This window comes from Noviluteimonas gilva (genome assembly GCF_009740395.1).
GTDB classification, from domain to species: Bacteria; Pseudomonadota; Gammaproteobacteria; order Xanthomonadales; family Xanthomonadaceae; genus Noviluteimonas; species Noviluteimonas gilva.
The window spans coordinates 275,126-300,540 of sequence record NZ_WOXT01000004.1 but is presented as its reverse complement, the minus strand read 5'-3'; the positions used below and the strand labels follow the sequence as shown (position 1 = coordinate 300,540).

At 64.8% G+C, this 25,415-nt stretch carries 21 protein-coding genes; 8 read left to right on the top strand and 13 right to left on the bottom strand.

What is annotated here, in order from left to right:
- Position 1: 1 nt before the first annotated feature.
- Positions 2 to 793, top strand: coding sequence for an isocitrate lyase/PEP mutase family protein (locus GN331_RS13590; RefSeq protein ID WP_156642775.1), 792 nt, complete (start codon positions 2 to 4; stop codon positions 791 to 793).
- Positions 794 to 805: 12 nt separating this feature from the next.
- On the opposite strand, the gene GN331_RS13585 is transcribed toward GN331_RS13590, so the two are convergent.
- The 4 genes from GN331_RS13585 to GN331_RS13570 all read right to left on the bottom strand — a co-directional run bounded on the left by GN331_RS13585 (position 806) and on the right by GN331_RS13570 (position 3,737).
- Positions 806 to 1,342 carry an SRPBCC family protein gene (locus GN331_RS13585; RefSeq protein WP_156642774.1) on the bottom strand — a complete coding sequence of 179 codons (537 nt, stop codon included), beginning with the start codon at positions 1,340 to 1,342 and terminating at the stop codon, positions 806 to 808.
- Complete coding sequence (locus tag GN331_RS13580) at positions 1,339 to 1,680, bottom strand: ArsR/SmtB family transcription factor (RefSeq protein ID WP_156642773.1); 342 nt, start codon at positions 1,678 to 1,680, stop codon at positions 1,339 to 1,341. Before GN331_RS13580 ends, GN331_RS13585 begins: the two co-directional genes overlap by 4 nt.
- 71 nt (positions 1,681 to 1,751) lie before the next feature.
- The gene (locus GN331_RS13575; protein WP_156642772.1) at positions 1,752 to 2,579 is read right to left on the bottom strand and encodes a hypothetical protein; all 828 of its coding nucleotides are present in this window, start codon (positions 2,577 to 2,579) and stop codon (positions 1,752 to 1,754) included.
- Between the two features lie 108 nt (positions 2,580 to 2,687).
- The gene (locus GN331_RS13570) at positions 2,688 to 3,737 is read right to left on the bottom strand and encodes an NAD(P)-dependent alcohol dehydrogenase (protein ID WP_156642771.1); all 1,050 of its coding nucleotides are present in this window, start codon (positions 3,735 to 3,737) and stop codon (positions 2,688 to 2,690) included.
- A gap of 151 nt (positions 3,738 to 3,888) precedes the next feature.
- Between GN331_RS13570 and GN331_RS13565 the strand changes: the two genes are divergently transcribed.
- Together GN331_RS13565 and GN331_RS13560 are read left to right on the top strand one after the other, a co-directional pair.
- Positions 3,889 to 5,475, top strand: a complete 1,587-nt coding sequence (locus tag GN331_RS13565) for an arylsulfatase (protein ID WP_156642770.1) — start codon at positions 3,889 to 3,891, stop codon at positions 5,473 to 5,475.
- The gene (locus GN331_RS13560) at positions 5,472 to 6,257 is read left to right on the top strand and encodes a transporter (RefSeq protein WP_331713491.1); all 786 of its coding nucleotides are present in this window, start codon (positions 5,472 to 5,474) and stop codon (positions 6,255 to 6,257) included. The genes GN331_RS13565 and GN331_RS13560 overlap by 4 nt, the downstream gene beginning before the upstream one ends.
- Before the next feature lie 9 nt (positions 6,258 to 6,266).
- Here GN331_RS13560 and GN331_RS13555 read toward each other — a convergent pair whose 3' ends face one another.
- The 6 genes from GN331_RS13555 to GN331_RS13530 all read right to left on the bottom strand — a co-directional run bounded on the left by GN331_RS13555 (position 6,267) and on the right by GN331_RS13530 (position 14,571).
- The gene (locus tag GN331_RS13555) at positions 6,267 to 7,841 is read right to left on the bottom strand and encodes an arylsulfatase (protein ID WP_197427136.1); all 1,575 of its coding nucleotides are present in this window, start codon (positions 7,839 to 7,841) and stop codon (positions 6,267 to 6,269) included.
- 133 nt (positions 7,842 to 7,974) lie between these two features.
- Positions 7,975 to 9,957, bottom strand: coding sequence for a S9 family peptidase (locus tag GN331_RS13550; RefSeq protein WP_156642768.1), 1,983 nt, complete (start codon positions 9,955 to 9,957; stop codon positions 7,975 to 7,977).
- Between the two features lie 84 nt (positions 9,958 to 10,041).
- Positions 10,042 to 10,878, bottom strand: coding sequence for a MurR/RpiR family transcriptional regulator (locus tag GN331_RS13545; protein WP_156642767.1), 837 nt, complete (start codon positions 10,876 to 10,878; stop codon positions 10,042 to 10,044).
- Between the two features lies 1 nt (position 10,879).
- A complete protein-coding gene (locus GN331_RS13540; RefSeq protein WP_156642766.1) occupies positions 10,880 to 11,977 on the bottom strand; it encodes a dipeptide epimerase in 1,098 nt (365 codons plus the stop codon).
- A gap of 22 nt (positions 11,978 to 11,999) precedes the next feature.
- Positions 12,000 to 13,409, bottom strand: coding sequence for a C40 family peptidase (locus GN331_RS13535; protein WP_156642765.1), 1,410 nt, complete (start codon positions 13,407 to 13,409; stop codon positions 12,000 to 12,002).
- Between the two features lie 10 nt (positions 13,410 to 13,419).
- A complete protein-coding gene (locus tag GN331_RS13530) occupies positions 13,420 to 14,571 on the bottom strand; it encodes a DUF819 family protein (RefSeq protein WP_156642764.1) in 1,152 nt (383 codons plus the stop codon).
- A gap of 167 nt (positions 14,572 to 14,738) precedes the next feature.
- On the opposite strand from GN331_RS13530, the gene GN331_RS13525 reads away from it, so the two are divergent.
- The 4 genes from GN331_RS13525 (at position 14,739) to GN331_RS13510 (ending at position 21,211) form a co-directional block, all read left to right on the top strand.
- Complete coding sequence (locus GN331_RS13525; RefSeq protein ID WP_156642763.1) at positions 14,739 to 16,232, top strand: transglutaminase-like domain-containing protein; 1,494 nt, start codon at positions 14,739 to 14,741, stop codon at positions 16,230 to 16,232.
- Positions 16,229 to 19,165, top strand: coding sequence for a TonB-dependent receptor (locus GN331_RS13520; protein ID WP_231734499.1), 2,937 nt, complete (start codon positions 16,229 to 16,231; stop codon positions 19,163 to 19,165). The genes GN331_RS13525 and GN331_RS13520 overlap by 4 nt, the downstream gene beginning before the upstream one ends.
- A gap of 69 nt (positions 19,166 to 19,234) precedes the next feature.
- On the top strand, positions 19,235 to 20,776 hold the full coding sequence (locus GN331_RS13515; RefSeq protein ID WP_156642762.1) for a serine hydrolase domain-containing protein: 1,542 nt from the start codon (positions 19,235 to 19,237) through the stop codon (positions 20,774 to 20,776).
- A 45-nt stretch (positions 20,777 to 20,821) separates the two neighbouring features.
- The gene (locus tag GN331_RS13510) at positions 20,822 to 21,211 is read left to right on the top strand and encodes a hypothetical protein (protein WP_156642761.1); all 390 of its coding nucleotides are present in this window, start codon (positions 20,822 to 20,824) and stop codon (positions 21,209 to 21,211) included.
- A gap of 28 nt (positions 21,212 to 21,239) precedes the next feature.
- Here GN331_RS13510 and GN331_RS13505 read toward each other — a convergent pair whose 3' ends face one another.
- The gene (locus GN331_RS13505) at positions 21,240 to 21,644 is read right to left on the bottom strand and encodes an ExbD/TolR family protein (protein ID WP_156642760.1); all 405 of its coding nucleotides are present in this window, start codon (positions 21,642 to 21,644) and stop codon (positions 21,240 to 21,242) included.
- Positions 21,645 to 22,016: 372 nt separating this feature from the next.
- On the opposite strand from GN331_RS13505, the gene GN331_RS13500 reads away from it, so the two are divergent.
- On the top strand, positions 22,017 to 23,126 hold the full coding sequence (locus GN331_RS13500) for a right-handed parallel beta-helix repeat-containing protein (protein ID WP_156642759.1): 1,110 nt from the start codon (positions 22,017 to 22,019) through the stop codon (positions 23,124 to 23,126).
- A gap of 83 nt (positions 23,127 to 23,209) precedes the next feature.
- On the opposite strand, the gene GN331_RS13495 is transcribed toward GN331_RS13500, so the two are convergent.
- Both GN331_RS13495 and GN331_RS13490 read right to left on the bottom strand, forming a co-directional pair.
- Positions 23,210 to 23,770 (bottom strand): hypothetical protein, encoded by a 561-nt coding sequence (locus GN331_RS13495; protein WP_156642758.1) that lies wholly within the window; start codon positions 23,768 to 23,770, stop codon positions 23,210 to 23,212.
- 80 nt (positions 23,771 to 23,850) lie between these two features.
- Positions 23,851 to 25,356, bottom strand: a complete 1,506-nt coding sequence (locus tag GN331_RS13490) for a tetratricopeptide repeat protein (protein WP_156642757.1) — start codon at positions 25,354 to 25,356, stop codon at positions 23,851 to 23,853.
- Positions 25,357 to 25,415 lie beyond the last annotated feature (59 nt).

Below are 25,415 nucleotides of genomic sequence, written 5' to 3'. Positions count from 1 at the left end.
CATGCATGCCCGATTCCTTGCCTTGCACCACGCCGACAAGCCGCTGCTCGTCGCCAACGCCTGGGACGCGGCCAGCACCGCGTTGTGGCAACACGCCGGCGCGCCGGCCATCGGCACGAGCAGTGCCGCGCTCGCATGGGCCTGCGGTTATGCCGACGGCGGCGCGCTCGAGCACGATGCGCTGCTGGGGAAAGTGCGCGAAATCCTGCGCGTGGCGCGCGTGCCGGTGAGCGTCGATCTTGAAGACGGCTACAGCGACGATCCGCAGCAAGTCGCGGTGCTCGTGCGCGAGCTTGTCGAGCTTGGCGTGGTCGGCATCAATCTCGAGGACGCCGGCAAGCCCGCCGACCTGCTGGTCGCGAAGATCGAAGCCATCCGCGCATCGCTGGGCGAAACGCCCTTGTTCATCAATGCGCGGACCGATGTGTACCTGCGCGGCATGGCGAGCGGCGAGGCCGCGGTCGCGATGACGAACGAACGCCTGGCGCAATTCGCGAAGGTGGGCGCGAGCGGCGTCTTCGTCCCGGGCCTCAGCGCGTTGCCTGACATCGAGGCTGTCGCATCGGCGACGGCGCTGCCGCTGAACGTGATGACCGTTCCCGGCCTGCCGCCGCTGGATCAGTTGCAGCGCGCCGGCGTGCGTCGCGTGAGCGCGGGCATCGGTCTGTTCCAGCATGCGTTCGCCGCGGGCCTGCAGGCGGCGCGTGCGTTCCTGGAAGGAGACGTCACGCGCCCGTTCGATCGCGCGATGCCGTACGACGACCTCAACGCGATGTTCGAATCGCTGCGCTGAGGTCGCGCCGCGTCACATGCTCAGGCGCTGCACGTACTCGCGCTCCAGGCGCGTGTGCTGGCGCCAGAAGCCTTCCGGGGCGACGTCGTCGAGGCGCGCGCGCAGGATGTCCAGGTGCGTGTGCCAGCCTGCGGCGACGCTCGTCATCTGCGCAGGCGAGAGCCGACGATGCGTCAGGACCAGGTGCACCTCGTCGCCTTTCGGCGTGAGTTCGTACGTGACTTCCGACGACGCCGCCGCGTCTTCGCCCCAGGTGTAGGCGAGCGCGCGGTGCGGATCGAACACGGTGACGCGGCCCTGCATGCGCGCTTCGTCGGCGATGTTCGCGTACTTCTGCGGCGCGGGGTCGTCGTTTTCCGTCAGTGCGTTGTTGCGCCACACATGGTCGACGCGGCCGCCGACGCGCGGCTCGATGTCGCCCGAGGCCAACCACTTCGCGCGCAGGTCGGATTCCACGAGGTAGCGCCACACGCGATCGATGGGGCCGGGGAGGGTGCGTTCGATGCGCACGGTGTCGGTGGACAGGGGAACGGCGTAGGGGGAATTCATTTGCGTTTCCTTTTCTTCGAGTCCTGCCTGAGCAGACGTTCCAACGCATCGAGGCGCTGGTTCCAGAAGCGTTCGTAATGGCGCAGCCACTCGGCGCCCGCGTGCATCGGCGCGGCTTCGAGCGAACACTTGTGCGAGCGGCCCTCGATCTCGCGGCGCACCAGGCCCGCGCGTTCGAGGACCTGGATGTGCTTGGACGCGGCCGCGAGCGACATGTCGAACGGCGCGGCAAGGTCGCCGACGCTGTGCGGCCCCTGCGAGAGGCGTTCGAGCATCGCGCGGCGCGTGCCGTCGGCGAGGGCGTGGAAAACGGCATCGAGCGAATGTTGTTCAACCATGCGGTTGAATATCCGCGCGCACCATCAGACTGTCAACCATCCGGTTGAACGTTCCGACGAGCGGTTTGTCGTCAGTGGCTGGAGTGGGTGGAGTGGCTGGAGTGGCCCGTGGCCTGCGGCGTGAGATACGCGCCGCGGAACTTCTGCACGATGCGCTTCGCCGTTTTCTTCATCGGCCCGATGGTCGCGCGATGCACCTGGCCCAGTGCGCGCCGGCTCGCCGGAATGCGCCAGCCGAAGCCATCCGACACCACGCCCTGGCACGGATTGCACATGCCGCACGGTTCACCGGCGAGGGGCTTGTGGCAGAACCAGGTCATCGCGAGCAGCGGGATCCATCCGCGGAGGTCGGCTTCCTTCTTCATCGAATGCTTGTCGATCAGCGCGAGCGGGAAGGTGAGCCGCCCGAACAGCACGCCGACATCCGAGTCCATCGCTTCAGGCGAGAGGCGGTGCGTGGCGTAGCCCTGTTTCGCGGTCATCGGCACCGTGCGCCCGATCAGCAGTTCGCTCGCGCCGTGGTGGGTGAACTCCGCGCCGATCTCCACGCCGCGCAGGTCGTTCTGCTTCAGGAAGCGGGCGAGCCAGTCGTACTGCGAGCCGATGCCGAGGCCGCGCAGGATGCGGTGGTAAGCGTGTTCGATCTCCGTATCGGGCGCGATGTCGGCGACGTCGAAAAAGCGCGTTGGCTTCAGCAGCGTCACCGTCTGTGGATACTCGGTGGCGAGCGTCGCGCGGATGCGGTCCATCGTTTTCCGCTCCACGTCCAGCGAGCCGCGCGTGTGGTCGATCAGGTAGATCGGTTCGACTTCCACGCCGTGCACGAGCAACAGGCGCAGCAACTGGAACGTGGAATCCCATCCGCCGGTCCACAACAGATTTACGGGCGTGCGATCCATACCGGTGCTCCTTCGACCACTGTCGAAAGGAAACGCGGCTCAGCAGGATTTGAGGTCGCGCAAGCGGCACGGCCTCACGTCCACGAATTCACGTACGTGACGCCCGCGTCAACGCAGGGTCTGCGAATCGATGACGAAGCGATATTTGACGTCGCTGCGCACCATGCGCTCGTACGCGCGATCGATGTCCTGGATGGGGATCATCTCGATGTCGCTGACGATGCCGTGCTCGGCGCAGAAATCGAGCATCTCCTGCGTTTCGGGCAGGCCACCGATGAGCGAGCCGGCGATCGAACGGCGGCCGAACACGAGCACCGCGACGTTGGGGCTTGGATGCGGCAACTCCGGAACGCCGACCAGGCACAGCGTGCCGTCGCGTTTGAGCAGCGTCGTCAGGGCATCGAGGTCGTGGCTCGCGGCCACGGTGTCGAGGATGAAATCGAAACTGCGCGCATGCGCCTGCATCTGCGCGGGGTCGCGGGAAATCACGACCTCATCGGCGCCCAGGTCGTGCGCATCCTGTCGCTTGCTCTCCGACGTGGTGAACGCGACGACGTGCGCGCCCATCGCGTGCGCGAGCTTGATGCCCATGTGGCCGAGCCCGCCGATGCCGACGATGCCGACCTTCTGCCCGGGGCCGACTTTCCAGTGTCGCAGCGGCGAGTAGGTGGTGATGCCCGCGCACAACAGCGGTGCGACCGCGGCCAGTTGTTCCTCGGGATGGCGGATCTTCAGCACGAAGTACTCGTCCACCACGATGCGCTGCGTGTAACCGCCGAGCGTGTGGCCCGGCGGATCGTCGGTCGGCCCGTTGTAAGTGCCGACGAAACCGACCTCGCAGTACTGCTCCAGGCCCGCCTTGCAGGACGGGCACTCGCGACAACTGCCCACCAGGCAGCCGACGCCGACGGTTTCGCCCACCTTGAAGCGCGTGACCTTCTCGCCGATGGCAGAGACCTGGCCGACGATTTCGTGCCCGGGCACGCAGGGGTATTTGGTGCCACCCCATTCCGAACGCACGGTGTGCAAATCCGAATGGCACACGCCGCAATACCGGATCTCGATCTGCACGTCGCGCGGCCCCGGTGTGCGGCGCGTGATGTCCATCGACTCGAGCGGCAGGTCGGCGGCGCGAGCGCCGTAGGCTTTGGTGGTCATGGGGGGCTCCGGGGCGTGAACGCGCATTCTGCAACGATCCGCGTTAGAGAGCGGTGCAGTAGAAATACTGACGCGGACCCGGTAGTTATTGCGTAGCTGCGCCGCAGCCGTGTTCCCGATCATGGTCGTACCCACGATCGGAGTTCCGCGCATGGCCAAGACCAAGTCGAAGACAGCGCCACCACCCAAGGCGAAGAAGGGTGGAGGCGGAGGCGGCAAGAGGCCGAACATCCTGGTCATCTGGGGCGACGACATCGGCATCGCCAACCTGAGCTGCTACACGCACGGGTTGATGGGCTACCAGACGCCCAACATCGATCGCATCGCCGCCGAAGGCATTCGCTTCACCGATTCCTACGGCGAGCAGAGCTGCACCGCGGGGCGTTCGTCGTTCATCACAGGACAGAGCGTGCATCGCACGGGCTTGTCGAAGGTCGGCATCCCCGCGGCGCCGCAGGGGATGATGGAGAACATCGTCACCATCGCGTCGCTGCTGAAGGACCAGGGCTACACGACCGGGCAATTCGGAAAGAACCACCTCGGCGATCTCAACAAGCATCTGCCGACCTTGCACGGCTTCGATGAATTCTTCGGCAACCTCTACCACCTCAACGCCGAGGAAGAGCCGGAGATGGACGGGTATCCGAAGGATCCCCGTTATCGCGAACAGTTCGGCCCGCGCGGCGTGCTGCATTGCTACGCGAGCGACAAGGACGACAAGACCACGCACCCGCGCTGGGGCCGCGTGGGCAAGCAGAAGATCGAAGACACCGGGCCGCTGACGCGCAAGCGCATGGAAACCTGCGACGACGAATTCGTCGCGGCGGCGTCGGACTTCATCAAGCGCGCCGACAAGGCGGGCAAGCCGTTCTTCGTGTGGCTCAACACCACGCACATGCACTTCATCACGCACACCAAGAAGAAGAGCCTGGGCCAGGCGGGCGAAGACCAGTCGCCGTACCACGACACGATGATCGACCACGACCGCAACGTGGGGCAGATGCTGGAATTGCTCGACGATCTCGGGCTGGCCGACGACACCATCGTGATCTACTCGACCGACAACGGGCCGCACATGAACAGCTGGCCGGATGGGGGCATGACCCCGTTCCGCAGCGAGAAGAACACCAACTGGGAAGGCGCGTTCCGCATTCCCGAAATGATCCGCTGGCCGGGGCACATTCCTGCGGGCGTGGTGTCGAACGAAGTCATCCAGCACCACGATTGGTTGCCGACGCTGCTCGCCGCGGCGGGCGACACCACGTGCATGGATCGCCTGAAGAAGGGCGCGACGGTCAACGGACGCAAGTACAAGAACCACATCGACGGGTTCAACTTCCTGCCGTACCTGACGGGCGAGACGAAGGAAGGCCCGCGCAATTGGTTCTTCTACTTCAGCGACGACGGCGACGTGCTCGGAATCCGCTGGAAGAATTACAAGATCGTGTTCATCGAGCAGCGTTGCAAAGGCACCATGCAGGTGTGGGCCGAGCCGTTCACCACCTTGCGCGTACCGAAGATCTTCAACCTGCGCACCGATCCCTACGAGCGCGCCGACGTGACGTCCAACACGTACTGGGACTGGATGCTCCACCATGCGTTCTTCGTCTACGGCGCATCGGCGGCCGCGGCGCAGTTCATGGGCACGTTCAAGGAGTTCCCGCCGGCGCAGTTGCCGGGAACCTTCACGATCGACCAGGCGATGCAGAAAATGACCGAAGTCCAGGGGTCGTCGTGATCCTGCGGCTCGCCTGTTGTTTGCTCCTGGCCGTGCCCTTCGTGGCGCACGGCCAGGACGCGGATGAATTGGCGAAGAAGTTGTCGAATCCGGTCGCCGATTTGATCAGCGTGCCGTTCCAGTTCAACTACGACGACGGTTACGCCGATGGCGGCAGCCGCACGTACGTCAACATCCAGCCCGTCGTTCCGATCACGATCTCCGAGAACTGGAACATGATCTCGCGCACGATCCTGCCGGTCGTGTACCAGGATGATGTGCCACCAGGGTCAGGCGACGAGTTCGGCCTCGGCGACATCACGCAGAGTTTGTTCTTCACGCCGAAGAAGCCCACGGCCAGCGGTTGGGTCATCGGTGTAGGACCCGCGTTCCTGATTCCGACCGCGACCGACGATTTGCTCGGCACGGAGAAGTGGGGTCTGGGGCCCACGGCGGTCGTGCTGAAACAGGATCGCGGTTGGTCCTACGGCGCGCTCGTGAACCACATCTGGTCGGTCGCCGGCGAAGACGATCGCCAGGACATCAGTTCCACGTTCCTGCAGCCTTTCCTGTCGAAGGCGCTCGGCCAGGGACGCACGGTGTCGGTGAACTTCGAATCCAGCTACGACTGGAAGCACGAACAGTGGACCGTGCCGTTCAACGTCGGCTACAGCCAGGTCACGAAAGCCGGCTCACAGATGTTGAGTTGGCAGATCGGCGCGCGGTATTTCTTCGAAACGCCGGAAGGCGGCCCGGACTGGGGTGTCCGGGCCACGTTGACGCTGCTGTATCCAACGCATTGATGGGCGCGATCAGTTGCTGCTCGCGTGCGGCTGTTCCATCTTGCGCTGCGCTGCTTCCAACGCCTTCTTCAGGCTGAGCGTGTCGGCACCCTGCGAGGGCGGGAAGTCCATCAGGCTCTTCAGGTGCGCGGCGATGAACGGGCCGGCGGCGGTGGGTGCCCACAATTTCGCGCCCAGGAACTTGCGACCGATATAGCCCCACTCGTGCGAATGCGGATCCATCTTTTCCATCGGATCCATGCGCAGATTGAACAGGTACGGGACGCTTGGATACGCCTTCGGATCGAACCAGCTGCCCGTGGGCTTCACGCCGATGTGCATCTTCCAGTTGCCGACGCGCACCGCCATCAAGTCGGTCTCGTCGTAATAGAAGATCTCGATGCGCGCGGACTTCTCGGACTTGCCGGTCCAGTGGTCGAGGTTGTTGTAGCCGTCCAGGTGCACCTTGTACTTGGTGCCGTTCATCGTGTAGCCCTTCAGGAGTTTCTCCTTCAGGTCCGGCAATCCGGCCGCGGCGGCGAGCGTGGCGAAGACATCTTCGTGGTTCTGCACGCCGTTGGATACGCTTCCCGCCGGAATGCGACCCGGCCACTTCATCAGGCAGGGCACGCGTACGCCGCCTTCCCAGGTCGTGCCTTTCTCGCCGCGATACGGCGCGTAGCCGCCGTCGGGCCACATCATCAGTTCGTTGCCGTTGTCGGTGCTGTACATGACGATCGTGTTGTCGTCGACACCCAGGGCCTTGAGCTTCTTGAGCAGCATGCCGACGTGTTCGTCGTGCTCGAGCATCTTCGCGCGATAAACGTCTTCTTCCGCGCGCCCTTCGTCGACCGCCATCTGGATGTATTTCTTCGGCGAGTGCGACCAGATGTGGCAGGCAGTCGAATTGAACCAGCAGAAGAAGGGCTTGCCGCTCTTGGCGGCGCGGTCGAGCCAGGCGAGCGTCTCGTCGACCACTTCCTTGTCGAAGGTCTCCATGCGCTTGCGCGTCAGCTTGCCGGTGTCCTCGATCTTCTGCTTGCCGACCCTGCCGAACTTGGGATCGGTGGTCTTGTCGTCCTTGTCCGTCGCCCACGCGTGGAGCACGCCACGCGGACCGTAGGTCTTCAGGTATTCGGGGTTCTTCTGGCCCGGATAGTCGAGTTCCTCGGGCTCCTCTTCGGCATTGAGGTGGTAGAGGTTGCCGAACCACTCGTCGAACCCGTGCATCGTCGGCAGGAATTCGTTGCGGTCGCCGAGGTGGTTCTTGCCGAACTGTGCGGTGACGTAGCCCTGCGACTTGAGGACTTCGGCCAACGTGGGATCGCTGGCCTGGATGCCGCGTTTGGAGCCGGGAATGCCGATGGTCGTCATGCCGGTGCGGATGGGCATCTGGCCCATGATGAAGGCCGCGCGGCCGGCGGTACAGCTCGGCTGACCGTAGTGGTCGGTGAACAGCATCCCGTCGCGCGCGATGCTGTCGATGTTGGGCGTGCGGCCCATCATTCCGTGCGTGTAAGCGCCGACATTCCACGTTCCGATGTCGTCGCCCCAGATCACCAAAATGTTGGGTTTGTCGTTCGACTTCGCCTTTGCCTTGGCCATGGCCATTCTCCGCGGGGACCGGGCGAGTGTCCTGCGCGCGCGCCCGCGCGCGCTTCCGCAATTCGTGAAGCGGGGAGGCAGTAGTTCTACTGAACCGGCGAAGCGGCTTTGCGGCCGCTTCGCCAGGTGCGGGTCATTCGCCGATCAGGTTCTGCTGCCAGAACAGCATCGTCGCGGCGCCGAAGTAATCGGCGTTCGCCTTCTTCTGGAAGCCATGGCCTTCGTCGTTGAACAGCAGGTACCACACCGGCTTTCCGTTGTTGCGCACGGCTTTCACGATCTGCTCGGCTTCGGTGTAGGGCACGCGCGGGTCGTTCTTGCCCTGCGCGACGAACAGGCGCGAGGCGATGCGATCGGAATGGCGCGCCGGCGAAATGCGGGCGAAGACTTCCTGCATCTGCGGCGTGCGTTCGTCGCCGTATTCGGCGCGGCGCAAGTCGCGGCGGTAGCTTTCGGTGTTCGTCAGGAACGTGGTGAAGTCGGAGATGCCGACGATGTCGACGCCCGCGCGGATGCGATCGCTGTAATGCATCAGCGAAGCCAGCACCATGTAGCCGCCGTAGCTGCCGCCATAAACACCGATGCGCGAGGCATCGAGTTCGGGTTGCTTGTCGATCCAGTCGAGCAGGGCGCCGATGTCCTTGACCGAATCCTCGCGCTTCTCCGCGTTGTCGAGCGACAGGTAGGTCTTGCCGTACCCCGTCGAACCCCGCACGTTGGGCACGAGCATCGCGACACCGAGTTCGTTCGCGAGGAACTGCGCGGTCGGGCTGAAGGTGGGCAGCGACTGGCCTTCCGGTCCGCCATGGATGTTGATGATGACCGGAAGCTTCTTGCCCTTCGGCACGTTCGCCGGGCGGTAATAGAACGCCGGAATCGTGCGCGGCTTGCCTTCGACTTGATCGAACGTTGTGTATCGGACCAACGTGGGCGCGACGAATTTCGACGCATCCAATCCGCCGACTTCGCTGCGCGTCCAGCGATCGAGTTTGCGTGCGGCCAGATCGATGACGTACGTGTCGCTCGGCGAAGTCGCGCTGTTGAGCGTCACCGCCAGGCGCTTGCCATCGGGCGAAAACTCGAAGCCACCGATCACGCCGATCGGCAAGTCGGGCAGTGCGATGGGCGTATGGGAAGGCAACTCGATGGCGTGTAACTTGCTGATGCCGTCTTCGTTGGTGACATAGGCAAGGCGCTTGTCGTCTTCGGACAAGGTGAAGCCGTCGACATCCCACGGGATGCTCGCGGTGAGCACTTCGAACTTGTTGGCCGCCGGGTCGTGGAAGCGCAGCGTCTGGAATTCCTGCGGCTTGCCGTCGATCGGTTCGTCGGAGACGTAGTACACGCTGCGACCATCGGCCGCGAAGGCGAAGCCGCCGAACGCCGCCTTGCCGCCATCGACGGGGAACATTTCGAGCTTGCCGGAATCCAGGTCGACGACGCCCGGATACGATTCGGCCGCCGAAACATAGCGCGACACGAGCAGGCGCTTGCCGTCGGGCGAGAAGTCCGTCGCGCCCCAGCTGCCGCCTTGCGTCACGACCGGTTTCGTTTCACCCGTGGCGACATTGCGCACATAGATGTCGCGGTCGGTGCCGTTGCGGCCCGTGCCCGCGTACGCCATCCACTTGCCGTCGGGCGAGAACAGCGCGCCGCCGTTCTGCGAGCGCTTGCCGTCGGTGAGCAGCGAGACATCGCGGGTGCCGAAGTCGAACCAGTACAGCTGCGAGAACTCGTCGCCGCCCTTGTCCTTGCCGAAGATAAAGCCGTTGACCTGCGCCTTCGACGGCGAAGCGGCGACGCCGCTAACGGGCTCCGGATAGAAGGTCAACTGCTCGCGCATCCCCATCGGCTCGCACACGCGATGCACCTGCGCGGTTTCGGCGAAGCGCGTGGAGATCAGCAGGCAGCCTTCGCGCGTCCAACCCGCAAGGCCCGCGCCGCGCGTGTTCTGGTAGCGATTGAGCTTGTCGAGCAGTTCGGCCGGAATCGCGGGGATGTTCTCGCTGACGCGATTGCCGACTTCCTCGCGCTTGACCGCGCTCGGATCGGCGGCGAAGGCGGGCGAACAGCACAGGGCGAGCAGGGCGACGGACAGGGTGGAGCGCAAGGCCATGGCGGGTCCTTCCTCGGAGGTCTGCCCCGATTGTGGCCCGATGCTGCGCTGCGTGCGCGCAGGCCGGAAGTCACAGGCTTGCAGTCATCCCTCCGGCAGGAGCCGGATCCGTTCCTGGTTCGCCTGCAAGGTCGCCAGGCGATCCCCGCGCCCTTCGCACAACAACACGAACAACCGGTCCAGCAAATGCTGCACACCGGCCTGATAGAGCAGCGGCGCCACGTGCGGCCGATCGTCCTGCCCGCTTACCAGCAACGCGATGTCCGCGTGCGCGCGCAAGGGATTGGACGTATGCCGCGTGAGCGCGACCACCTTGCCCTGTCGCTCGCGCATGCTGCGCGCGAGTTGGCATAGCGCCGATTGCTTGCCGTGTTCGCTGATGGCCAGCAGTACGTCGCCCGCGCGGCAGGCGGCGATGCTCGCGCCGAGATGGGCGTAGTCGAAGTGGTGCACGCTCGCGATGCCGAGCAGCGAAAGGCGATACGCGAAGGCGCGCGCGGTCGTGCTGTCTTCGGCGACGCCGATCAGCAGCACGCGATTCGCGCGCCCGAGCAGGGACGCGATGTACTCCAGCGCCGAGGGCGGGTTGATCGCGCGCGTTTCGGCTTCGGCTTCGCTCTTGCGCCGCCACAGGTCGCCCGACATCAGCTCGGGCACTTCGGTGGCGGCCGGCACACCTGCGGTGCCCGTTTCCGGGGTCATCGCTTCGGCGATCGAATACTTCAGGTCCGGGTAGCCGCGATACCCGAGCTTCTGGCTGAACTTCACGACGCTCGATTGACTGATGCCCAACGCCGCCGCGAGCTGCTGCGAGGAGTAGTCGCGCAGCAGCTGCGCGTTCTCCAGGATGAAGTCGGCGATGCGCCGCTCGATCGCGGACATCTGGTCGCGTTCGGCGCGGATCTTGGGCAACGGCTTCATGTCAGGCGGCAATGGGTTCGAGGCCCCGGATCGATTTGATGCCCAGGCCCGGCGCGTCGGTGATGGAGATCTCCGACTCGTTGAAGATCACGCCGCCATCGACGGGATTGAATTGGCTCAGCGACGGGCCATCGAGGTCGACCTTGGTGATCGCGTCGGACTTGGCGACGGCCAGGTGCGCGGCCGCGGCCACGCTGATGGAGGATTCGAGCATGCAGCCGATCATGCACTCGATCCCGTGCAGCGCGGCGATGTCGGCGATGCGGATCGCGTTGGAGAGGCCGCCGGTCTTCATCAGCTTGATGTTGACGATGTCGGCCGCGTGCATGCGGATCAGGTCGATCACCTGCGCGGGGCCGAACACGCTTTCGTCGGCCATGATCGGCGTGCGCACGCGTTCGGTGACGTAGCGCATGCCTTCCAGGTCGGCGGCTTTCACCGGTTGCTCGACGAGTTCGAGAATGATGCCGGCATCTTCCATCGCGCTGATCGCGTGGACCGCTTGCTTCGCCGACCAACCCTGGTTGGCGTCCAGGCGGAGCAGGGCGCGGTTTTCGACGGCGGCGTAGATCGCCTTCGCGCGTTCGATGTCCACGCCGATTTCCTTGCCGACCTTGATCTTCAGCGAGTCGAAGCCGCGTTCGACCGCGGCCAGCGAGTCGGCGACCATCTTGTCGATCGTGTCGACGCTGATGGTGATGTCGGTGGTGATCACCGGGTCGCCGCCACCGAGCACGCGATACAGCGGCGCGTCGAAGGATTGCGCGAACAGGTCGTACAACGCGATCTCCACCGCGGCCTTCGCGCTGGTGTTGCGCTCCATCGAGGTCTGCACCAGGCGCGTGAGCCGGTTGAGGTCGGCGACGTCCTGGCCGATCAGGCGCGGCGCGATGTAATGCTTGATCGCCTCGATGATCGAGCCGTGCGTATCGCCGGTGATGACCGCGGTGGCCGGCGCTTCGCCGTAACCGACGTGGCCGGTGTCGGTGTGCATCATGACGATGACGTCCTCCACCTTGTCCACCGTGCGCAGCGCGGTCTTGAAGGGCGTCTTCAGCGGCACGCGCAGCATGCCGAATTCGATGCGGGTGATCTTCATGCGTTTTCCGTCCCTGAAGACATCAGTGCGAAGTGGCGACGCGGACGACGCTGGTCATGCGGTCCACGTAGCGGTGCGTTTCGTCGTACATCAGCGGCAGCAACGGCGTCACCGAGACGCCGTTGAGGTGCAGCGAGCGCAGCTTTCCGTCGGCGGCGCGCATGGTGCCGCCGTTGGTGTCGTGGATCACGTAGGGCTGATCGCCGATCCAGCCGATCACCATCATCACGTGGCCGGGGATGTACACCAGGTCGCCGGTCTGCAGGTCCTTGATCGTCGCCTCGCGCTGCTCGCGCGTGCTCTTGTCGTCGAACAGGGTCTTGTGCAACGACGGGCTCCTGGATTGGTCGCGCGTGTTGCGCGGCATCAGGATGCCCATGGTCGCGTACACATCGGAGACGAAGCCGCTGCAATCGCGCGCGTTGTAATCGTGGCCCCAGCCGTAACGCTCGCCGAGGAACTTGAAGGCCTGGCGGAGGATGTTGGCGTGCGTGAGCGGAAGATAATCGCCCTGCGTGTCGGAATTCTTCTGCAGCAGCGCCGGTGCGATGCGCAGCGTGCCATTCGCTTCGCGCACCGGCAGGTCGACGGTCCAGGACGAATAGGGATGCTGGCCGTTGACGATCTTGTCGGGCGCGACGTTCGCGATCGGCAGGCGCGTGCTCATGTCGAGCGAGAGTTCGGAGGCTTGCGGCAATTCAGGCGTATGGACGGTGCTGACCTTCGCGCCGGTCACGACGCGGAAGGGCGTGCGTTGCGGGAAGCCGAGGACGACATCGCGCGCGCCTTGCGCCAGGTGCTTGGTTTCGACCCACGCGCGATAGCGCTGGCTGACGATGAAGGCCCATTGGCCATCGCGGCTTTCGTGCACGATCGCGACCGGCGTGCCGGGAAACAGCGCGCTTTCCTGGAAGCGATCGATGTCGGTGTCGTCGTCGCTGGAAAACACGCGCAGGTTCGTCGGGAACGTGCGCAGCGAGGCGCGTTCGACGACGAGGGCATAGCGCGTCGGCGTGGACGCCGCGAGTTTGTCGAGCGCGAGCGCATCGACCAGGCCATCGAGTGTCGCCGCGGGAACGACCTGGTGCTTCTCGTCGTACAGCGTGCGCGTCGGACGCTCCGACATCTCCTCGATCCATTCGCGCGCCTGCTGCGCGGTGATGGACGCGGGCAGGGCGCCGAGATCGTGGATCGTCGGATCCTGTGCGCGCATCGCGGCGTTGGCGGCGTCGATCGCCGCCTTGTCGAGCAACACGCGGTCCGCATCGGCGCCGAGCTTGCCGATCCAGAAATTCGGATCGAGTTGTGCATCTTCGACACCGACGACGCCATGCGCGGGGCGCACGAGTTGCGTGGGTTCGCGTGCGAAGGCCGGCGCCAGCGCCAGCAACAGCGCGGCGGCGATCAGGGAATGGGCGGGACGAAAGCGCATCTGAGATCTCCTAGGGCGCCAGCGAATGCAGCACTTGCGCCATGACCAGGCCGAACCCCGTACCGAGGATGTAGCCGAGCAACGCAAGCAGGATGCCCACGGGAACGAGGGCAGGGGAATACGACGCTGCGAGTACGGGCGTGGCGGCCACGCCCCCCACATGGGCGAGCGAGGAAATGCCGCACAGGTACAGGTCGAAACGGAAGAGTTTGGCGAGCAGCGCCAACAGCACGGCGTGGATCACCAGGATCGACAGGCCGCACGCGAGATACCACGGCGCCGAACCGATGCCTTCGAAATTGCTCTGCGAGGCGAGGATCGCAACGATGAAGATGAGCAGCGCGCTGGCGATCTTCGACGATCCCGGGAAGCGTGCGAGCGGTGTGTGCGCGACCACCAGGCCGAGCACGGTGGCGATCATGATCGTGTACGAGGTCGGGCTGACGTACGGCGATTCGGGCAGCACCGCTGCGAGGGCGCGGGACACTACGCCCGCGCCGAGCGCCAGGCCCAGCCACAGCAACACCGCATCGAACGTGATCGGGTCTTTCGACTCCGGCACCGAGACCGCGATGTCGGCGCTCGACTTCGCCTTCGTCCAACGATCGAAGGCCGGCGCAAGGCGCCCGACCGAAAACAGCACCGCGACCCACACCGAGTAGCAAAGCGCATCGGTCAGCAGCGCGAGCGCCATCGATTGTTCGGACAGGCCCGCGCCTTGCACGACCGCGACCAGGTTCGCCGAACCGCCCACCCAACTGCCACTGAGCGCGGCGAGCGGTTGCCACGCGGTATTCGCGGGCAGGGCGAAGCGAAAGAGGAAATACGTCGCGACGAACGCGACGAACAAACACACCGTCGTACTGAAGAACACCGCGAGCACGCGCGGCCCGAGCGCGAAGATGTTGCGCAGGTCGCAGTGGATCATCAGCAGGAACAGCATCGCCGGCAGGATCTGCGCGATCAGGGTCTTCTGCGCGGCTTGGATCTCGCCCTCGATCGTCCACGCGCCCGCGACCGACAGGCCGGTGACCAGCAGATACACCATGACGATGGGCGGCATCACCGAGAACACGCGCCATTGCGTGCGGCGCTCGAGCATCGGGAACAGCCCCGCGATCAGGAGCATGAGCGCGAGATAGGGCCACACCGTCTGGATCATCCGGTCCCCCGTCGCTCCCGATGGGGGAGGCGGCTGGAATATATATTCATCGATTGTCGGAAAGGAAGAATAATTTATTGACCGACTGTCATATTGGTGCTACACAACGCTCCGCAGCTCCCACATGCAGGGGTCGTGTGCGCTTGGACGTGATCGGTCACCACCGGATGTCCTCCTTCCGTTCCGCGCTTTCGCGCAGGGGAACGCCGCTGTTGTCTCTCGCATTGTCCGCCGCGCTGGTCGCTGGCAGTGCCTTCGCTTTCGATCCGCCACCGGCCCCGCCGCAGATCGTGGCGCTGGTGGACCAGGGCGACTTCAAGGCCGCGAACGCGGCCATCGACGCCGCCCTCGCGCAACCCAACGTTCCCGCCGACACCGCCCGCGCGCTGGCCTTCGAACGCGAGCGCATGCGCCGCATTCGCCTGGACTTCCCGCACGACGAAGCCAAGGTCCGCGCGGACATCAAGAAGCAGATCCCCGACCTGCGCGACGATGAGTTCGCGCGTTGGGAAGCGAACAACACGCTCGAGCACATGACCATCGATGGGGAAAAGCGCTACTTCCAGCGCTCGGTCTCCAATCTCTGGCGCCTGGCGCCCGACGCGCTCGCACGCCGCACCGAGCCGCCGAAGACCAACGACAGCCCGCTGGAGTCGGCGCATCCGCACCACAGGGCCGCGCACGACGCGGCGATCGCCACCGGCGAGGCCAGCGTGTTGCCGCAGCGCTTCCGCATCACGCAGTCGCTGACGGTCAACGCCGACGCCGTGCCCGCGGGCGAAACGATCGATGCGTGGATTCCGTTCCCGCGCCACATTCCGGGCCAGCAGGACGACATCAAGCTGGTCGGCAGCGTGCCCGCGAAGGGCGATCTGGCTCCCGAATCGGCGCTGATGCGCACGATGCACCTGCAGGGCACCGCCGTCGCCGGCAAGCCGACCAAGTTCGACGTCACCTATGAAGTGACGATCTCCGCGCAGTCGCATCCGATCGATGCCGCGAAGGTCGTGCCGCTGACCGAAAAGGAAAAGCGCGAGCTCGCGCCCTACCTGTCGCAGGAATTGCCGCACGTCGTGTTCACCGATGCGATGCGTGCATTGTCGAAGCAGACCGTCGGCGACGAAACCAATCCCTATGCGATCACGCGCAAGCTCTTCGCGCTGGTCGACGACAAGTTCCCGTGGGCCGGCGCGCGCGAGTATTCGACGATCCCGAACATCGGCGACTACGCCCTGCACGCACACCACGGCGATTGCGGCCAGCAGACGCTGCTGCTGATCACCTTGCTTCGCTTGAACGGCATTCCCGCGCGCTGGCAGTCGGGAATGATGTTCTCGCCGACCGATTACTGGAACCTGCACGACTGGGGCCAGGTGTACCTCGCACCGTATGGATGGGTGCCGATGGACGTGACCTTCGGACGCCTGGAAGGCGACCCGGCCACCGAATGGTTCTACCTCGGCGGGCTCGACGGCTATCGCATCGCATTCAACGATGCGTGGGGCGTCGACTTCGTGCCGCGCAAGACGCACTTCCGCTCCGACACCGTCGACTCCCAACGCGGAGAAGTCGAGTGGAAGGGCGGCAACCTGTATTTCGACCAGTTCGATTACGACTTCGAATGGAACCTCGTTCCAACCACACCGCCGGAGGGGGCATGAGTGGCATGAAGAGCAAGAAGAACAACGCGATGCATCGGACGTCACTCTGGCTCGCCCTGGGCATGGCGCTCACCGCGCCCATCGCCCTGCCGGCCTTCGCGCAGAACACCGCGGGTGCGCTCGCCGGCCATGCGGCCGCGGGTGCGACGGTGACGGTGACCAATCCGGCGACGGGTTTCTCGCGCACGGTCGCGGTGGACGCCGATGGCAGCTATCGCATCGCATCCCTCCCGGTCGGCACGTATACGGTCACCGTCCAGCAGAACGGGCAGGCGATCGGTAGCCCGGTGACGGTCAACGTCAGCCTCGGCACGACGACGACCAGGGATCTGGCCGGCGCGTCGGCGGAGCTGCAGACGGTCCAGGTGCAGGGCACGTCGATCTCGCCGATCGACGTCTCCTCCACCGAATCGGCCACCAACATCACCGCCGACCAGATCCAGCGCCTGCCGCTCCAGCGCGACGCGCTGTCGGTCGCGCAGCTCGCGCCGGGCGTGGTGAAAGGCGAGTTCGGCGGCGTGTCCTTCGGCGGTTCGTCGGTCGCGGAAAACGCGGTCTACATCAACGGCCTGAACGTCACCGACTTCTACAACCGCGTGGGCAACTCCGCGGTGCCCGATGCGTTCTACCAGGAGTTCCAGGTCAAGACCGGCGGCTACTCCGTGGAGTTCGGTCGCACGACCGGCGGCGTGATCAACGCCGTCACCAAGTCGGGCACCAACGAATTCCAGTACGGCGCCGAGCTGGTGTGGGAACCCGACTGGTTGCAGTTCACGCAGAAGAACAAGCCGGGCCGCGTCGCGCAGTTCGACGACTACGATTCCGCGAAACTGAACCTCTACGCCTCGGGCGCGCTGATCCAGGATCGCCTGTTCTTCTTCGGCATGTACGAAGGGCGCGACTTCGAACCGCGCAGCTCCGACAACGAGTACGAGAACTTCTTCGACGGCCGTTCGAACAGCGGGTTCTGGGGCACCAAGCTCGACTGGCGCATCACCGACGACCACATCCTGGAATTCCTCGCCTTCTCCGACTCGGACAAGCTGACGACCGACCAATACGGGATCGATCCGGGCGGCGATTTCAACGGCTCGCGCAATTACGAGAACACCACGTTCAACGAAACCGGCGGCGACAACTGGGCGTTGACGTACAACGGCTTCTTCACCGACAAGTTCTCGATGCGCGCGATGTACGGTGAAAACCAGCGCACGACCGACATCCACAGCCTGACCGACGACACCTGCGACCTGGTGCAGGACCGCCGCGTGGGTTCGAGCTTCCTGGGTTGCACGAGCAACACCGCGGTGGTCTCGCGCGAAGACGATCGCGAGCAGTACCGCCTCGACTTCGAATGGCAACTCGGCAGCCACCTGCTGCGCTTCGGCTACGACCACGAAAACAACACCAGTGGATACAACCAGCGTTATCCGGGCGGCGGCGCGCGCTACGAGGTCTTCAACGTCGGCGGCAGCGGCATCGTCAACGGTACGCCCGTTCCTCCGGGAACGACGGCCTACGTCCGCACGCGCGAAGTGCGCAACGAAGGCACGTTCGAAACCGTCAACTCGGCGTACTACATCGAGGACAACTGGCAGGTCAGCGATCGCTTCCTGTTGAACTTCGGCCTGCGCAACGAGGAGTTCGACAACAAGAATGGGCAGGGCGAGAGCTACATCAAGATGGATTCGATGTGGGCGCCGCGCCTGGGCTTCTCGTGGGATCTCAACGGCGATTCGAGCATGAAGGTGTACGGCAACGTCGGCCGTTACTTCCTGCCGGTGGCCAACGTCATCAACATCAAGCAGGCCGGTCCGTTCCTGGATCGCCGCACCTTCTACGTGTTCAACGGCTTCGACGCGGGCAACATCCCGATCCTCGGGCCGCAGATCGGTCCGGTGGACGTCTCGCAGGGCGACGGCACGGTGCCCGACGTGCGCGGCGAAGTGGATGCCGACATGGACTCGGTGTACCAGGATGAAATGATCCTGGGCTTCCAGCAGCAGCTCGATCCGTCGTGGTCGTGGGGCGTGCGCGGCATCTACCGCAAGTTGCACAACGCCATCGACGACATGGAGATCACGTACAACGGCTTCTGCGAAGTCGACTTCTTCGCGATGGCCAATCCGGGCGAGGTCGCCACCGTCTACGGCGACACCGACTGCGACGGCGTGAACGACAACTGGATCAACATCGACACGGCCACCACGGGCTGGGCGCTGTACGACGTCGACGGCAACTTCGTCGGCACCACCGGCTGGCAGAAGCCCAAGCGCGACTACCGGGCGCTGGAATTCGTGCTCGACCGCGCGTGGGACAACAAGTGGTCGCTCAACGCGTCGTACACGCTGGCCTTCAGCGAAGGCAACGCGGAAGGTCCGGTGAACTCCGATACCGACTTCGCCGATTCGGGCCGTACCGAAGCCTTCGACAATCCGTGGGTGAACTTCGACGGTGAGGGCTACCTTCCCAACGATCGCCGCCACCAGATCAAGCTGCACGGTGCGTACGCGATCAACGATGCGTGGGAAATCGGTGCTGCGTTCGATGCACGGTCGGGGCGTCCGATCAGCGCGTTCGGCGCGGGCAACCCGTTCGACGAGACCGAGTTCCGCAGCTTCTTCATCTGCACGGCGAACTGCGACCTGCCCAACGACCAGCGTACGTACACGCACATCGGTCGCGGCGACTGGGGCCGTCTGCCGTGGACGTACGACCTGGGCGCGAGCATCACCTACAAGCACGATTTCGGCGGCGCCGACCTGCGGGTGAAGTTCTCGCTGTTCAACGTCTTCAACATGCAGCGCGTGACGGAAGTCAACGAGGACCTGGAACTGGAGGACGGCATCGGAACGCCGAACGAGTTCTTCCTCCAGGGCACGGACTACCAATCGCGCGCCTACGGGCAGCTTCAGGTTTCGCTTGACTTCTAAAGTCGGCACCCCCGGCGGCCCGCCCTCCGGGCCGCCGTTTTTTTCGGGGATCGCCACGCTGGAAGCCACATGAAACGAGTCCTTGCATCAAGCCTGTGCCTGCTCGCCTTCGGCGCGCAGGCACAGTCGTCTTCCTGGCAGCGCACCGTCGACGACACGGTCGCGCGTTACAAGCTGCCCGGCATCGCCGTGGGCGTGGTCGAAGACGGCAAGGTCGTCTATGCAACCACCCGCGGTGAAACGCTCGCCGGCAGCGGCCAGAAGCTCACATCGAAATCGCTGTTCAAGATCGCCTCCAACTCGAAGGCGATGACCGCCAGCGTGCTCGCGCGCCTGGTCGACCAAGGCAAGTTGCGTTGGGACGATCCGGTCACCAAGCACCTGCCGCAGTTTGCGATGTTCGACCCGTGGGTCACGAAGAACATGCAGGTGCGCGATCTGCTCGTGCACAACAGCGGGCTGCCTGAAGGCGGCGGCGATCTGATGTTGTGGCCGGAGCCGAACACCTTCACGCGCGGCGACATCATCGCCGGGCTCAAGTACATCAAGCCCGCTTACAGTTTTCGATCGGGCTATGCGTACGACAACCTGTTGTACGTCGTCGCCGGCGAAGTCGCCGCGGCCGCGGGCGGGGCGCCGTACGAGACGCTCGTGCAGCGCGAGGTCTTCGATCCGCTCGGGATGACGCGCTGCAAGGTCGGCGCGTTCGATCGCGATGCGGTCGGCGATGTCGCGCAACCGCACACGCGCGGCGAGAACATGCAGTACAAGCCCGGCGACAACGTCGATGGGACGCAGGTGCCCGCGATCACATCGGCCGCCGCAGGCGGCATCCGCTGCAGCCTGGACGACATGCTGCGCTGGATGCAGGCATGGCTCGCGCCCGATGCGCAGGCGAAGGCGTGGTTGTCCGACGCGCAGCGCAAGGAGATGTGGAAGGCGCGCACGCCGATGCCGATCTCCGGGCGGCGCGTGAAGTGGGACCACACGCATGCGCTCGCCTATGCCTACGGCTTCCGCCTGGCGGATGTCGATGGGCGATGGACCGTGTCGCACACCGGCACGTTGTCGGGCATGTATTCGGCGATGGTGTTGCTGCCGGACCAGCGCAGCGGCTTCGTGTTCATGATCAACGCCGATGCCGACGACACGCGCACGGTGTTGTCGGAAGTGTTGACGAAGCAGTTCACCAAGCCCGATGCCGACACGACGATCGCGCCTTACGCCGACGAAATCGAGGCCGAGTGGAAGCAGGCCGAGGCCGACGCGAAGCCGCACACCAAGCCCGACGGCAAGCGTGAAGTGCTCGCCGCGCCGTTCGATCCGAAGCGCACCGGCACGTGGCGCGATCCGTGGTTCGGTACGGTGCGCCTGTGTCCGGTCAACGGCCGCTTGCAGTGGGCGTCGGAGAAGTCACCGTTGATGACGGGGCACGTCGTCACCGTCGACGGACAGTGGCGCATCGATTGGGACGAGGACCGCATGGACCTCGAAGCCTGGGTCGATTTCGAAAGCGGGCACATGCGCATGCGCAAGGTGGATCCGGAGGGCGATTTCAGTTCCGACTTCGAGGATCTCGATTTCACCCGCACGGGCGACTGTTCGCCGTAAGGGCGTTACATTGGAAGCCCCGCGGCCCCGGCAACGGAGCGCCCCATGCGATCGCAGACTCTCCAGCGCATCCTCGCCTCGATCTTCCTCGTGCTCGGCGCGTGGTGCATGTTCCTGCCGCGGATGGTGGAGCAACTGACGATCCGCCCCGAACACCAGGTGCTGACGGCGGCGTCCTCCGTATTCATCGCGTGCTTCGGCGCGCAGGCCGTGTTGTGCGGCGGGATCATCTGGTTTTCGAAGTTCACGCCCAAGACCTTCCTCGCCTTCGGGCTGCTCGGGTCGATCCCGTTCTTCGCATTCAACTGGTACTTCTACTTCGTGCAGCCGATCTTCACGAGGTGGATGCTGCTGGACTTCGCCGGCAACGTGGTGATCCTGCTGTGCGGGCTGATCGGTTATCGCATCTCGCATCGCGAACACCCGCTCGGATGACCGAGCGGGTGTTCGGACGCACCCCTCCCTATTGGGCGAACGCGATGTGCTTGAGCTGCGCGGCGTTGGCGTCGGCGAGCACGCGCGTGACCAGTCCGTAATCGGCATCGCCGCTGGCGTCGATTACGAGCATCGGCGGATGCGCCGGATCGCGCTGGGCTTCCACTTCCATCAGCGAGCGCAGGCCATTGAGCGGCTGCGCGGCGCCGTTCCAGGTGACCGAGCCATCGGCGTGGACGCCGAGTTCGATGCGTTGCGGTTTCTCTTTGTTCTCGCCGGGCTGGGGCAGGGTGAAGTCCACGGCCTTGGTCACCGCGGGCGCGGCGACCATGAAGATGATCAGCAGCACGAGCAGCACATCGACGAGCGGGGTGATGTTGATGTCGGCGAAGTCGCGATCGTTCGACGACTGTGCGAATGCGGAGACGGCCATGGCGCTACCCCCTGTCCGGGCCGGATTGCCCGGTTGGAATCACGCTACGCCCGACCTCACATTTCGCGCAAGAGGGTGACCGAGAGTCTCGTTTCGACCATTCAGCAGCCCGGAATTCACGTGGAGCAAACGTTCGAACACGCGCAGCCTTCGCGCGTTTCACGATTGATTTCTCGTTTTAAGGTTTTCATAACATCATGAAAATCATTAGTTAATCGCCTGATTTTCGCATTCAGGTTTTGAAGCTGAACCATACATGCGGCGCAATCCGCAGTTTCATCAATTCCCGCTAGCCAAAATTCACGCGGTCTCTACATTTGCCCTCGCCGAGCGGGAACACCCGCTTTCTTCCAAGTACGAGGGTTTTCCCAAATGCAGCAGACCAACACCGCGCGCCGCGCCTTCATCAAGAACTCCGCCATGTGCGCGGTCCCGCTGCTGATCGGCGGCGTCTCCCTGCCGGCGTTCGCGCTGACCACCCCGCCGACCCGCGCCCGCGGTACGACGCTGTTGAACGTGAAGAACTACGGTGCGCTGGGCAACGGTGTGAAGGACGACACGGCCGCCATCCAGGCCGCCATCAACGCGCTGCCGACCACCGGCGGCACGGTGCAGGTCCCGGCCGGCACGTACATCATCGACACGGCCAAGAAGATCAACCTGCGCAGCAAGATGCACTTCCAGCTGCTGCCGGGCGCGATCCTCAAGGCGAAGACCTCGTCGCTGATCCGCCACTACCTCATCTACATCAACGACAAGTCCGACGTCGAAGTCTCGGGCGGCCAGCTCATCGGCGACCGCGCCACGCACGTCTACGCCGGCGGCGGCACGCATGAGTGGGGCCACGGCATCCAGTGCCTCGGCGGCATCCGCGTCACCATCCGCGACCTGCGCGTGGCCGACTGCACCGGCGACGGCGTCTGCATCGGCGGCTCGGCCGACGACGTGGTCGTCGCCAACATCGTGGCGACGAACAACCGTCGCCAGGGCCTGTCGATCACCAACTGCAAGAACATCAAGGTGTACGACTCGGAGTTCAGCTTCACCAACGGCACCTCGCCGGAGTGCGGCATCGACATCGAGCCGGACGCCAGCTGGACCTGCAACAACGTGCTGATCCAGAACTGCCGTTTCAACGACAACAAGAAGTACGGCGTCAACATCTGGAACCGTACGACCAACGTGACGTTCGACGGCTGCACGTTCGAGCGCAACGGTAGCCTGGGCATGGGCACGGTCGGCATCACGGGCCTGACGGTGAAGAACAGCACGTTCCGCCTGAACTCGGCGACGGGCGTGGTGTACAACACCAACACCAAGAGCTGCACGCACACCAACAACCTGTCGTACCAGAACTACACGCGCCTCGGCGCCAAGGTCCGCACGCCGTTCACGCAGACCGGCTGGACGAGCAAGATCGAGCGCGACGTGCTGATCCGCGGCGGCGCCCTGGTCACCATCGGTACGAACAACTTCCAGTAAGGAAGCAACGCACGCTGTCGCTCTCGTCGGCGACAACGCGAAGGGCCCCCGAGCTATCGATCGGGGGCCTTTTTTTTTTGCGCTCAACGCACCGGGACCATCAGGTGCTGGTACGGCGTGCCGGACCACATGACGTAGGGAACGGCGGTGTCGGGATCTGCGTTGCTCGGATACATCGCGTAGAACTCGGGCGCGGCGCCGACGACCATCACGTGCGGGCCGGTTTCCACCCAATGGCCTTCCTTCGAAGGCGCGGTGGCGTAAGGATCGGTGTTGCTCGCATCCGTCCCGCCTTCGAGCATGTACATCAGGCCGACTTTGCCGACGGTCGGCGCCTTCTTCGACATCCATGCATTCGCCCAGTCCATCGCGGCGGCATCCATGCACATCGGATCGGGGCCGGGCGTGGTGGGGTTGTCGGGCATGCAGGTGAATCCGTTGTTGCCTTCGCGCAGGGTGCGCGCGACGCCCTTGTCGTCGATGGCGATGACCTTCGCGCCCGCGGCCACCTTCTGCGGCGCGGCTTTCGTTGCGCTCTGGATGAGCTGATCGTCGGAGAAGGGCGCGGCCGGTTTGTCCTTCTCGCCGGCCACGGCGGCGCAGGCAACCGCGCCCATGGCCAGCGCCAGGAGAGTTCGGGACATGGGAAGCCTCCACGGTGGGAATGCCGGATGCATCTCCGGCGGTTCCAAACAACGCGAAGCGGGCGGGGCGACGGTCGGGGTTAACCCGTCTTGTCCGCGCCTTGTTGCGACGCACGACGCCTGGGGTATTGCGCGAGTGCGCGTTCGTACGCGGTGTGCGCATTCGCGCGCTGGCCGAGTTCGAAATACAAATCACCGAGCATTTCCTGCGCGGGAATCGTCGGGCCTGGCGTCACCGCGTGCTTCGGCGTCGATGCTTCGATCGCCGCGGCCGCTTCGAGTTTTTCGATCGCTTCCTTCGAGTGCCCGTTCGCTTGCGCGATCGCGCTTTCGAGTTCCAGGCGCAGCACGTGGATGTTGCGTTCGAACAAGGACTCGCCTGCGGCTTCCATCTTGCGCTGCAGTTCGCCCAGGCGTGTCAGTGCAGCGAGTGCGCTGGGTTTGTCGCCGGTCTTCGCTGCGCCCAAGCCGTGCGCGAATTGCGCGATCGCTTCCGGCCACGCGTAATTGTCCCACTCGACCGATGCCGGCGTGCGCGGTTGCAGTTTCGCGGCGGCGGCCCAGTCGTGCGTCTCCAGCGGAATGCGCGCCTGCACCGACGCAAGATGGAACGCCGTCTTGAATGAAGGCTGCAAGTGTTGCGTGGCGAGCAGGCGATCGCGTTGCTTCTTCGCGTTGGCGACATCGCCCTCTTGCAGGTAGGCGTAGACGAGATATTCGATCGCGTGCGGGAACTCATCCCACACGTATTGGCCTTTGTCGCCGGCCGGGTAGCGCAACGCCGCATCGGCGGCGCGCAGGTTGCCGCGAATCACGCCGTCCCAATCGCCCTGGCGCGTGTAGACGTGCGTGGGCATGTGCAACGCGTGTGGGTTGTCGGGCGCGACCTTTTCGTATTGATGCACGACCTCCGGCGATTCGCGTTCGCGGCCGGGGACATCGTCGGCATGCACGAGGTAATGCATGGCGCCGGGATGGTCGGGGTCTTCGCGCAACACCGATTGCAGCAACGCCGCGGCCTGGTCGGCGTTCTCACGCGTCGCGCGATCCTGCGGCGTCGTTGCGAGGATCGCGAGTGCATCGAAGGCCGTCGCGTCGTGGTCCTTCGGGAATTGCGCGTGCAACTTCGCCGACGCATCGGCCCACCGGCGGATGCGTGCCCAATAGTCGTCGGATTCCGGATTCTCGAAAAAGGCCGCGGCCGCTTCGATGAACCCGCGTTCGCGCGCATCGGTCGAGCCCAGGGCGCGCGCCTTGCCGATCTCCTCCCAGCCGAGGGTGCGCTCGGCCAGATCCGGCCGCGTGGGCCACAGCGGCTGGAACAGCGTCATCGCCACGCCCCAGTGGGCCATGGCGCACTTGGGGTCCTTCTCGGCGATCGCGCGGAAGCCGGCGCGGGCCTGCGGATAGGTCATGTGGTGGAGGAGGGTGAGCGCGCGGTCGAAGTCTTCGCGCACGGCCGGCGCGCAGTGCACGCCGAAGTCCGCGGTGCCGCCGCCGTGGCCGGCATGCGGGTCGGCCGCGCCGGCCAGGCCGATGAAAACGCATGAAAACGAGAGCGCAGCGATGCGCAGGGTCTGTTCCATGATCCGGTCTCCGAAGCGCTGGCGGCACTGCGGGCGATCCTAGCCCATGCGGCGGCGGC

What these genes read in the sequence shown, in the direction of transcription:
- GN331_RS13550 (WP_156642768.1), bottom strand. Translation starts at nt 9,957, where the DNA reads ATGGCCTTGCGCTCCACCCTGTCCGTCGCCCTGCTCGCCCTGTGCTGT.
- GN331_RS13575 (WP_156642772.1), bottom strand. Translation starts at nt 2,579, where the DNA reads ATGGATCGCACGCCCGTAAATCTGTTGTGGACCGGCGGATGGGATTCC.
- GN331_RS13585 (WP_156642774.1), bottom strand. Translation starts at nt 1,342, where the DNA reads ATGAATTCCCCCTACGCCGTTCCCCTGTCCACCGACACCGTGCGCATC.
- GN331_RS13570 (WP_156642771.1), bottom strand. Translation starts at nt 3,737, where the DNA reads ATGACCACCAAAGCCTACGGCGCTCGCGCCGCCGACCTGCCGCTCGAG.
- GN331_RS13590 (WP_156642775.1), top strand. Translation starts at nt 2, where the DNA reads ATGCATGCCCGATTCCTTGCCTTGCACCACGCCGACAAGCCGCTGCTC.
- GN331_RS13505 (WP_156642760.1), bottom strand. Translation starts at nt 21,644, where the DNA reads ATGGCCGTCTCCGCATTCGCACAGTCGTCGAACGATCGCGACTTCGCC.
- GN331_RS13545 (WP_156642767.1), bottom strand. Translation starts at nt 10,878, where the DNA reads ATGAAGCCGTTGCCCAAGATCCGCGCCGAACGCGACCAGATGTCCGCG.
- GN331_RS13500 (WP_156642759.1), top strand. Translation starts at nt 22,017, where the DNA reads ATGCAGCAGACCAACACCGCGCGCCGCGCCTTCATCAAGAACTCCGCC.
- GN331_RS13530 (WP_156642764.1), bottom strand. Translation starts at nt 14,571, where the DNA reads ATGATCCAGACGGTGTGGCCCTATCTCGCGCTCATGCTCCTGATCGCG.
- GN331_RS13565 (WP_156642770.1), top strand. Translation starts at nt 3,889, where the DNA reads ATGGCCAAGACCAAGTCGAAGACAGCGCCACCACCCAAGGCGAAGAAG.
- GN331_RS13525 (WP_156642763.1), top strand. Translation starts at nt 14,739, where the DNA reads ATGTCCTCCTTCCGTTCCGCGCTTTCGCGCAGGGGAACGCCGCTGTTG.
- GN331_RS13540 (WP_156642766.1), bottom strand. Translation starts at nt 11,977, where the DNA reads ATGAAGATCACCCGCATCGAATTCGGCATGCTGCGCGTGCCGCTGAAG.
- GN331_RS13490 (WP_156642757.1), bottom strand. Translation starts at nt 25,356, where the DNA reads ATGGAACAGACCCTGCGCATCGCTGCGCTCTCGTTTTCATGCGTTTTC.
- GN331_RS13580 (WP_156642773.1), bottom strand. Translation starts at nt 1,680, where the DNA reads ATGGTTGAACAACATTCGCTCGATGCCGTTTTCCACGCCCTCGCCGAC.
- GN331_RS13510 (WP_156642761.1), top strand. Translation starts at nt 20,822, where the DNA reads ATGCGATCGCAGACTCTCCAGCGCATCCTCGCCTCGATCTTCCTCGTG.
- GN331_RS13520 (WP_231734499.1), top strand. Translation starts at nt 16,229, where the DNA reads ATGAGTGGCATGAAGAGCAAGAAGAACAACGCGATGCATCGGACGTCA.
- GN331_RS13555 (WP_197427136.1), bottom strand. Translation starts at nt 7,841, where the DNA reads ATGGCCAAGGCAAAGGCGAAGTCGAACGACAAACCCAACATTTTGGTG.
- GN331_RS13535 (WP_156642765.1), bottom strand. Translation starts at nt 13,409, where the DNA reads ATGCGCTTTCGTCCCGCCCATTCCCTGATCGCCGCCGCGCTGTTGCTG.
- GN331_RS13495 (WP_156642758.1), bottom strand. Translation starts at nt 23,770, where the DNA reads ATGTCCCGAACTCTCCTGGCGCTGGCCATGGGCGCGGTTGCCTGCGCC.
- GN331_RS13515 (WP_156642762.1), top strand. Translation starts at nt 19,235, where the DNA reads ATGAAACGAGTCCTTGCATCAAGCCTGTGCCTGCTCGCCTTCGGCGCG.